Source organism: Allocoleopsis sp. (genome assembly GCF_036703385.1).
Taxonomy (GTDB): Bacteria; Cyanobacteriota; Cyanobacteriia; order Cyanobacteriales; family Coleofasciculaceae; genus Allocoleopsis.
In genome coordinates, this window is record NZ_DATNPA010000277.1 from 1 (window position 1) to 9,980 (window position 9,980).

General features: G+C 46.2%; 8 protein-coding genes and 1 pseudogene. 7 read left to right on the forward strand and 2 right to left on the reverse strand.

Going from position 1 to position 9,980, the window contains the following annotated elements:
- Window positions 1-1,068 (forward strand): HlyD family secretion protein (locus V6C93_RS13175; RefSeq protein ID WP_333477113.1); only part of this gene is annotated, 1,068 nt, incomplete at its 5' end.
- Between the two features lie 74 nt (window positions 1,069-1,142).
- On the opposite strand, the pseudogene V6C93_RS13180 reads toward V6C93_RS13175, so the two are convergent.
- Window positions 1,143-2,066, reverse strand: a pseudogene (locus tag V6C93_RS13180) (adenylate/guanylate cyclase domain-containing protein); the annotation flags it as partial.
- Window positions 2,067-2,124: 58 nt separating this feature from the next.
- On the opposite strand from V6C93_RS13180, the gene V6C93_RS13185 reads away from it, so the two are divergent.
- Together V6C93_RS13185 and V6C93_RS13190 are read left to right on the forward strand one after the other, a co-directional pair.
- On the forward strand, window positions 2,125-3,153 hold the full coding sequence (locus V6C93_RS13185; protein ID WP_333477115.1) for a threo-3-hydroxy-L-aspartate ammonia-lyase: 1,029 nt from the start codon (window positions 2,125-2,127) through the stop codon (window positions 3,151-3,153).
- Between the two features lie 193 nt (window positions 3,154-3,346).
- Window positions 3,347-3,565 carry a hypothetical protein gene (locus V6C93_RS13190; protein ID WP_333477116.1) on the forward strand — a complete coding sequence of 73 codons (219 nt, stop codon included), beginning with the start codon at window positions 3,347-3,349 and terminating at the stop codon, window positions 3,563-3,565.
- A 53-nt stretch (window positions 3,566-3,618) separates the two neighbouring features.
- Here V6C93_RS13190 and V6C93_RS13195 read toward each other — a convergent pair whose 3' ends face one another.
- Window positions 3,619-4,227, reverse strand: coding sequence for a DUF4142 domain-containing protein (locus V6C93_RS13195; protein ID WP_333477117.1), 609 nt, complete (start codon window positions 4,225-4,227; stop codon window positions 3,619-3,621).
- 206 nt (window positions 4,228-4,433) lie between these two features.
- Between V6C93_RS13195 and V6C93_RS13200 the strand changes: the two genes are divergently transcribed.
- The 4 genes from V6C93_RS13200 to V6C93_RS13215 all read left to right on the forward strand — a co-directional run.
- Window positions 4,434-5,783 (forward strand): HlyD family efflux transporter periplasmic adaptor subunit, encoded by a 1,350-nt coding sequence (locus V6C93_RS13200; RefSeq protein WP_333477118.1) that lies wholly within the window; start codon window positions 4,434-4,436, stop codon window positions 5,781-5,783.
- 739 nt (window positions 5,784-6,522) lie between these two features.
- A complete protein-coding gene (locus V6C93_RS13205; RefSeq protein WP_333477119.1) occupies window positions 6,523-6,711 on the forward strand; it encodes a hypothetical protein in 189 nt (62 codons plus the stop codon).
- A gap of 250 nt (window positions 6,712-6,961) precedes the next feature.
- Window positions 6,962-9,106, forward strand: a complete 2,145-nt coding sequence (locus tag V6C93_RS13210; RefSeq protein ID WP_333477120.1) for a peptidase domain-containing ABC transporter — start codon at window positions 6,962-6,964, stop codon at window positions 9,104-9,106.
- A 311-nt stretch (window positions 9,107-9,417) separates the two neighbouring features.
- Window positions 9,418-9,980: FAD-dependent oxidoreductase (locus V6C93_RS13215; protein WP_333477121.1), on the forward strand; the 563-nt coding region annotated here is incomplete at its 3' end.

A 9,980-nucleotide genomic window follows, 5' to 3' on the forward strand; every position in this document is an offset into this window, starting at 1 on the left:
CAGGGACAAGCGATCGCATATCTGGATGACTCTCGCCTCCAGACTCAAAAGCGTCAATTACAAAGTAGTGTTCAGCAAACGCAACGGCAACTGGAGCAAATAAACGCCCAAACTCAAGCTTTGCAAACTCAAATTGCAGCAGAAATACAAGCCATGCAGCGAGTGGTGGCGGCAGCAGAGGCAGAGCTACGGTTGAATCGACGACAACATCAGGAGCGGCAGATGACAACACAGGCGGAAGTGCGAGAAGCTGAAGCTGCCGCCAAGTTAGCGCGGGAGGAGTTAGCCCGCTACCAGGAATTAGCGAATACGGGAGCTGTTGCTCAGTTGCAAATTAGTGAGAAAGCCGCGACACTGGAAGCGGCTCTTGCCCGCCTGCAACGAACTCAAGCCATGCGAAATCCTAGTAACGCATCTGTAGAGATGGCGACGGAACGGATTGCACAAGAACGTGCCAGAGGCGCGTCTACGCTGGCAACGCTTAATAAAGAACAGAAAGCCTTGATTCAGCAAAAGGTGAGGCTGCAAAATGAGCTAACGCGCGATCGCCAGGAACTTCAGCAGATTGAAACCGATCTGACCCATTCTGTCATGCGGGCACCGATAACAGGTACCATTCAACAACTGAATCTGCGTAATGTCGATCAAGTGGTTCAACCCGGTGACTTGATTGCTCAGATTGCACCCAGTAGCGCTCCTTTGGTTGTGAAAGCGTTTGTTTCCCCTCAGGATATTGGTCGAGTTGAAATGGGGCAACCCGTAAAAATTAAGGTGTCAGGATGTCCCTATCCCGACTATGGAACCCTTGCAGGCATTGTTACTGCAATGTCTCCCGATGCAGCAGTGCCTTCCTCTCCAACAGCAACTCCTTCGGTTGGTGATACGCCACACCCAACATCGGGTGCTCGCTATCAAGTAACCATTCAATCTCAAACTCGGTTTCTTGGAGCGAATGACCAATTGTGCCATTTGCAAGCTGGAATGGATGGCAGTGCAGATATTGTGACTCGTAAGGAAACAGTCTTGCTCTTCTTTCTAAGAAAAGCAAGGTTGTTGCTCAGGGTGTGAACTTTTTCTAACTCTAAAACAATGAGTCGCCAATGGTTTTACCTACCAAAGCAAAGCTATCAGAAGCTGACGATCTATATTTCTGTATACGTGTAGACTCCATCCCAGTCATCAGGTGGGGGGCTTTGGAGAAATTGCTGACAACGATCAAAGTGTAATGCAGCTGCCTTGTCATTTTTATCAAGTTCTTCCAGAATATATCCAAACTCACTCGTGGCTCGACGAAACTTACCATTGAGGTAATACTCGCGCCCTTTATGGTAAGCCTCGATCGCCTGTTGCTTTTGCTCGGAAATCGGTTCAGAACGTAGCCCTACCACTTCATAGATAGTCACAGGTTGGTTCATGCCTTTAGGGCGAACTCGGTCAAGTTCTCTTGCCCAGATGCGATCGGCACAGGCGTTATAGGTAGTCTCGCTAATAACAATATCGCAGCCGTAAAACTTACTAATTCCTTCCAGGCGAGAGGCTAAGTTAACACCATGACCAACGACAGTAAAATCCATCCGTCTAGTAGAGCCAATATTGCCAGTAAACACGCGAGCTGAATTAATGCCAATACCAATATGAATTGGTATCTTGCCTATGGCAGCGCGACAACTATTAAATTCAGCTAATTGATGACGCATCTCAAGAGCTGTTTGCACCGCAGACCAAGCGTGATTTTCCAGAGGAAAAGGTGAACCAAAGACTGCCATGATTGCATCTCCCCAGTACTGAGGGACGATACCTCGGTACTTAAAAATCGCCTCAACCATTAACTCAAAATAATCGTTAAGTAAGGCAGCTACTTCTTCGTCTTCTAAACATTCCATCAAGGTAGTAGCACCACGAATATCCGAGAATAGAATGGAAGCTTCCTGGCGTTCCCCTCCTAGTGTGCCATCATCCCTTTTCAGTAACTCCTCTGCCAATTCCTGAGACATGTAGCGATACAGGGTTCTCTTCAGCCTTTCTTTGTCCGTATTGTCGTTCATCACTGCCCAATCTCCTGGAACTTATGAACATCGGTAAAATGGCACTAGTACAATCAACTGCTAAAAATACAAGTTTGGCATGACTTCTAAAACATCTGCCACCCCTGAATCAAAATCATTTCCAGTTATTTATGCTGACATTGAAGCAGCGCATCAACGCCTTGCTGATGTTGCGCACAAAACACCAGTGCTTACATCCAGAACTGTCAACGATCGCACAAATTCTCAAGTGTTCTTTAAGTGCGAAAACTTCCAGCGTACTGGTTCTTTTAAGTTTCGAGGTGCATACAACGCCCTAGCACAGCTATCTGAAGAACAAAAACAGCAAGGGATTTTAACCTATTCTTCGGGAAATCATGGACAAGCGATCGCACTTGCTGGAAAACTCTTAGGTATTCCTACTACCGTTGTGATGCCTCAAGATGCGCCGGAAGTGAAAATAGAGGCGACTCGTGATTATGGTGCTGAGATAATTTTGTACGATCGCGCCACAACCACACGCGAAGAATTGGCACAGAATTTAGCAAATCAACGCCAACTGACCATCATCCCTCCCTACGATCATCCGCATATTATTGCAGGACAAGGAACGACGGCTAAAGAACTTATTGAAGAAGTTGGCCAGCTCAATATGTTATTAGTTTGTTGTGGGGGTGGTGGATTATTGTCCGGGTGTGCAATAGCCGCCAAAACCCTCTCACCGAATTGCCGCGTTATCGGTGTAGAACCCTCACAGGCAGACGACGCCACACGCTCTTTTTATAGTAAAGTCCTGCAAACTATTGATAATCCCAATACTATTGCAGATGGAGCCAGAACTCCAAGCTTGGGAAAGGTGACGTTCCCTCTGGTACTACATTACGTTAATGATATGGTCACCGTATCCGAAGAAGCCATTCTCCATACCCTGTTTTACTTGTGGGAACGGCTGAAAATTGTGGTTGAACCGACTGGAGTCTTAGCAGCAGCTGCTTTATTAGAAGGTGTTGTTACTATTGCTCATAGTCGAATCGGCGTCATCATCAGTGGTGGCAATGTAGACCTCAAGCAAATGAAACAGTTTTTTTATCCCATAGACCTCTTGCATAAATCCTGGAATGCCCCCTAAATCCCCCAATTCTGGGGGACTTTGAGATTCCGGTTCCCCCCAAAGTTGGGGGGTTAGGGGGGCAAAAATTGACTTTTGCAAGAGGTCTCATATCTACATTTAGTTAGATGAATTGAAATGAGTTCTTTCCCAAGATTTATTTTGAGTGCGGGCGAGCGCACGCTCAGTTTTTGCTATTCACAGCGGTTACTCTATGATCAAGAACGAAGAAAACCAGCTAGAGTATAAACGGCAAGCTTGTCCGGAAGGATTTCAGCCCAAATCAATTCAGCAAATCCGAGAGGAGGCTGAGAAGAAGGTGGGAACGACTAACCAAGAAATTGACGGACGACTCTGCAATCTCCGAGCAAGCCAAGAACTCGATAAACAGATAGAACAAAAATTAGCTGCGATCAATATCCATAAGCTCTAGAATCTGGATTTTCAAGACAGCGATCGCCCTGCTCCTTTTCATATCAAGTTATTTTATCGTTGCCGAGAGTTTGGATTTTGTGCTGAGTTGTTGCCTCTCATAGCCTGAACCATTTGCAAATGAGCTTGGAGCGCCGGTAATTTAGAATTAGCAAATGTGTTCACATCCGGGTCTTGTGCTTGTTGAGTTGCGCTTTGAAACAGATTCACCGTCTGAACGTGATCGTTGTCCATTACGCTCATGTACTCGCGATCAAAATTGCTACGGGAAAGCCGCTGAAGTCTCGCTCTGATTTGCTGATGCTGAGCATCCAACGTTCTGGGAAGCCTGACACCCTTTTGCTGTGCCAACTGCATGAGTTGAGCATTGGCTTGCGAATGATCGGTAATCATACGCTGTGCGAACTGCTTCACCTGATTACTTTGAGATCGTTGCAATGCCAAACGACTCAACTCTACTTCTGCCATTCCACCTTGAGCGGCTTTGGTCATAAACTGCCTGTCAAAGCTACTTAATTGACTGGAGTTGGAGCGATTAGCGGGTCGGGTTGTAGGGTTTTGCTGAGTTGTGGGTTGGTTTGACTGAGCTAAAGCTGAATTACCCAACGCGGCAACAACTCCAAATGCCATCAAAGCTGTGGTTGCTATAACTTTTTTAATCATGATTCGCCTTCCTAACAATTATTGATCTTCTTCCATGTGCTTTCATCCCTTCATGAACTACCTCTCTCTTTAGATATGTTTGGTTGCACATTCTTAGTGAAGCGATCGCTCTCCTGCATTCGGTCTACTGATATTGGTTAAGATCCTATCGATAAGTCCAACCCTGGAATAAGCTGATCATTATTCTTGGATGAAGATTTTCAGTTATGCAACCTTCCAGAGCAGCTCGTCAGGAAGAGCTTGATAGAGGAGCAATACGCCCAGCCAGCCCAGAAATTTTTTTGCCGAAGATCGGGCAATTACCAATCTTAGCTGGTCTGGTTTTACTAGTTGCTTTTGCAGGAGCGATCGCACTGGCTGGTATTTTGAAATACAAGGTGACCGTGAAAGCACCAGCAGCAATACGCCCAGCAGGTGAGTTGCGGATTGTGCAATCGGCGACGGAAGGTACGGTCAAAAGTATTGCTGTTGAGGGGAATCAATCTGTTCGGCAAGGAGATACCATTGCTGTGATTGATGATTCTCGGCTACAAACCAAAAAGAACCAGTTGACAGGAGCTATCCAGCAGACTGAGCAACAGTTGTTGCAATTAAGCTCCCAGGTAGCCGCTTTGAATAGTCAGGTAGATGCTGAAATCGAACAGGCTAGGCGAACGATTGCCTCACTGAAGGCGGAGTTAAATCTAAACGAGCGCACCTACCAGGACAAACTCATTACTACCTCGGCGGAAGTAAAGGAAGCTGAGGCAAGTGTGGATCTAGCCCAGGAAGAACTCAGGCGGTATAAGCAACTCTCTGGAACGGGGGCGATTGCGCAGATTCAAGTAACGGAGAAAGAAGCAGTACTTAAAACAGCACAGGCTCGGCTAGAGCGGGTGAAAGCGGCGCTCAATCCCAGCACTGCCTCAGTGGAGATGGCACGGGAAAGGACGGAACAGGAACGAGCAAGGGGAGCGGCAACCCTGGCAACGCTGAATAAAGAACGGGAACAACTGTTGCAAAAGCAGACAGAACTTCAGACTCAACTTGATCGCGATCGCAAAGAATTGCAGCAAGTTGAAACAGATCTGAAAAATACGATCATTCGTGCTCCAGTATCGGGAGTCATTCAAGAATTAACGTTACGCAACCAATCGCAGGTGGTGCGTCTGGGTGACAAAATCGCCCAAATTGCTGCTGGCACAGCTCCTTTACAAATTAAAGCTCTAGTTGCTGCTCAGGATATTGGCAAAGTGAAAGTTGGGCAATCCGCTTTGATGCGAGTTTCAGCCTGTCCCTACCCTGATTACGGAACGTTACAGGGTAAAGTGATTGCGATCACTCCCGATGCGATCGCTCCTTCCAAGCCAGCGTCTGACTCTACATCAGACCAACCCAGACCAATGGCAGGGGTGGTTTATGAAGTGACTGTTCAACCCAAAACACTGAGTTTACATGCCAATGGACAGGAGTGTCCAATTCAATCGGGAATGGAAGGCAACATTGACATTATTTCCAAAGAAGAAACTGTGTTGCAGTTCTTTTTAAGACGAGCCAGGTTGCTAACAAATGTGTGAGCTTTCAAAGTTTTTTTACCCGGTCATTTGTCACAATTTACAACAAAGAAAGAAAAATGAAGCTTTCGTAAAGATACTCCTATGGGGGGATGAATGCTTTATTAGGTGCGCGAGCGCTACTGTAACAAAATGTAAATAAGTTGAATATAAGTTGAACATAAGTTGAACGCGATCGCGAACATCAAACTCTGATACTAATTAGCGATCGCAAGTTCGGGTGCCTGTCTAAAATCTCGCTGATTATCACCAAGAGTAAGGGAGAGGTCATCTCTTTTCTAACACCACTTTTCCAAATGTTAATGGCACAAGAAGGTTGCAATAGGGCTTTTGTCCTGCCACTTGTCACAATTTGCAACAAAGAAAGAAAAATAAAGCTTCTGTAAAGATACTCCTATCGAAGGATGAATGCTTTATTATTTGTATAGTAGAAAAACCGAACTCATCAATAGGAATCTAAGCCATATCCGATTGATGCTGCCAGGGGTTACTAGGATACAAAGCAGATTAAGTCGGTCTAACCTTTGTATTTGTTTAGGTTTTTCATGTCTCTGATGAGCTGCTGTTTGGAGTTGCAGTGATGCTGCTCAGATGGTTTCGTTTGCATTCGTAAATCCTTACCTTCAGGAGAAACAATGCAAAAGGTACTGTGAGTTGAATAACCCATCCCAATTTTGTCAGCTAGGTTAGAGCAGGGCAAACCCTAACAAAATCGGTTCCAAAACAATTAAGGAGAAAAAACATGGAAGTTAAATTGTGGAATGAACTGGATGACCAGCAAGCTGAAAACGTTTCTGGTGGAAATGTGCTTCTAGAGCCTGTACCTGGTAGTAATAAAACTACACCCGCTGGAGGACCTGGATATGGATTTTTTCAACCCCCTCCAGCCGCTCCCATAGCTTTTGAAAAGGTTTCTGAGAATGTTGGCTAATGTTGGCTATGTCTAGGATTATTTGAAAATTAGAGCGATCGCACTGTTTCACAATCTGCGATTGCTCTTTTTGTGTTTAAAAACATCCACAAATCTTCTTGAGGGACGATTGCTCTTTGTTTGAAATCACAATCACGTTTGGTTAGAGGTTGTGGGTACAACCAGGAGAATGGATACGACTTTACCAGCAGTGAGATAATTCAGATATTGCTCAAACTAATTTCATCATTTCAATTCTCATCTGTTCAAATTGAAATACCCGATCGTCCTGCAACACAGTGAAGAAGACTGCGGTGCTGCTTGCCTTGCCATCATTGCCAAGTATTATGGGCATATCTTTTCCCTGACTCGGGTGCGAGAAGCGGTTGGTACTGGCTCACGGGGGACAACGCTGCTGGGTTTGCGACGAGGTGCAGACGCACTTGGATTTATTGCTAAACAGGTTCAAGCCAAACCTGAACTACTCGAGCATCTCGATCAAGTTCCATTGCCTGTGATTATTCACTGGAAAGGCACTCACTGGGTTGTCCTGTATGGGCAAAAGAGAAACCATTATGTGATTGCCGATCCGGCGATTGGCATTCGGCGGTTAACTTACAATGAACTCAAAGCCGGGTGGTCAAACGGGGTGATGCTGCTTCTAGAACCCGATCGCACCCGCTTCGATGACCAACCCGATGACAACATCGGCGGATTTGGACAGTTTCTGCGCCGTGTCTGGCCCTACCGCTGGATATTGCTGGAGGCGATCTCCATTAACCTGGTGATTGGCTTAGTTGCCCTTGCCTTGCCCCTCATGATGCAGCTTCTCACCGATGATGTGCTGGTGCGAGGCGATACACAGTTATTAACGACTGTGGCAATTATCGTGATTACCATCAATCTATTCCGCAGCGCCATTTCCCTGGTGCAGGCGTTTCTCATTGGACAGTTCAGCCAGCGGATGGAACTGGGTTTAATTCTGGATTACGGCTATAAACTGCTGCGCCTACCTCTTTCCTATTTCGATGCTCACCGCAGTGGAGAAGTCGTTAGCCGAATTGCCGATGTCAGTAAAGTTAATGCTCTGGTGACTCAAATCGTGCTGGGTTTGCCCAGTCAGCTATTTATTGCACTGGTTTCTTTGGTGCTGATGCTGATCTATAGCTGGCAACTGACTCTGGCGGCGTTTGGGGCATTTATCATTGTCACCCTGGTTAACCTGCTATTTCTGCCAGCATTACGCCAGAAAACTCGTCGTCTAATTATCGAAGGCACCGAAAACCAAGGTTTCCTGGTTGAAACCTTTCGGGGAGCGATGGTACTCAAAACTACTCAAGCTACTCCTCAGGCATGGAACGAGTATCAAAAGAACTTTGGACGGCTTGCCAATCTTAATTGGAGTACTCTAAAACTCAGTCTTTTTAGCAGTACTACTACAGGTATCATCTCCAATCTGACCAATGTTGGCTTGCTCTGGCTGGGTAGCTATTTTGTCATCAATCGTTCCCTCAGCATTGGACAATTAATTGCTTTTAACGGCATGAGCGGTAACTTCCTAGGTTTTCTCAGCACAGGTATTAACCTGATTGACGAATTCATCACCGCTCAAATTGTGATACAACGTCTTTCTGAGGTACTAGATGCCACCGCAGAAGATGATCCAAAACGGCAAAAATCTTGGGCAGCTATTCCTGATGATGCCGACATCATTTGCTCTCATCTCACCTTCCATCATGCGGGACGGGCTGACCTTTTGGACGATTTTACCCTGACGATTCCTGGCGGGAAAGTTACAGCACTGATTGGACAATCTGGCTGTGGTAAAAGCACGTTGGCAAAGCTCCTCGCCGGACTTTATAATTTGCAATCGGGCAACATCCGCTATGGCTTTTATAATCAGTCCGATCTAGCTCTCACCTGTCTACGGCAGCAAGTGGTTCTGGCTTCCCAAGAACCCCATTTCTGGAGCCGTTCGATACTAGAGAACTTTCGCTTTTCCTATTGTGATATCACCTTGGAAGAGGTTGTCAAAGCCTGCCAGATTACTGGAGCCGATGACTTTATTAGTGAATTACCCGACAAATATCAAACCGTCTTAGGTGAATTTGGGGCAAATCTTTCCGGAGGTCAAAAACAGCGATTGGCGATCGCTCGATCTATTGTTTCCGATCCACCCATCCTGATTCTAGATGAATCCACCGGCTCTCTAGATCCCGTTGCCGAAGCCAAGGTATTAGACAGATTGTTAGAAAATCGACAGGGCAAAACAACTATTCTGATCAGTCACCGTCCAAGAGTAATTTTGCGCTCCGACTGGATTGTCCTACTAGATAAGGGAAGGTTAAAGTTGCAGGGGAATCCAACAGAGTTGTCCCAAATTGCTGGTGAACACCTAGATTTCCTAACACCATAACCTTTCATCCTTTTTTTTTCCCGTCTTCTCTTCAACACGAGCAAGTGCTGTTGATGTCTTGGGAAATCCATCTGGGAGCAATTTCACCAATTTATACCAATTGGCTTTTCCAATGTCACATTTGGAACTCCCCAAACCCCGCGATGTTTTGGGGAGAGCAATTAGAGAAACGGAGTTCCCAGCTTTGTCAGCGAGGATTAGAAAAGCAATTCTGAGGCTGAGCAACATAGGAAAAAAGCTTGTAAAGAACAATTTTAGAGTGGTAGCGTCTAAAGGCTATCTACACTCAGAAGCCAAACAAGTTCAAAATCATGAAGCGATCGCTCATCAGCCTTACCCTTGGTATCATCTCCTTGACATCCTTTGCTCCATATGCTGTTGCTGCCCCCCCTCGCACCCCAGACAAACAAGAAACCTGTGAGGTTTTAGTCGTTGGGGGTGGACTGGCAGGTGCTGCAACGGCTTACGAAGGCTTACTGGCAGGGCGAACGGTTTGCTTGACGGAGATTACTGATTGGGTAGGCGGACAAATTTCATCTCAGGGAACTTCTGCGCTGGACGAACGCCCTACTCAGCGATCGCGTCTTTTCTATTCTCGCGGTTACCTGGAATTGCGGGAGCGGATTAAAAACTACTACGGCAAACTCAACCCTGGAGGTTGCTGGGTGAGTGAATCCTGCTTCCTCCCTCGCGATGCGGACAAAATCTTAGAGCGTATGTTGAAAGATGCCGCCAAACGCGGTAAAGGGACGCTCAAGTGGTATCCTTCCACCGTGGTTAAGGAGCTGAATATTAGCGCAAATGGTAAGCAGATCGAAAGTGCGATCGCAATTCAGCATCAACCTACGAAAGGTGCCCCTCCTCTCAACACCTT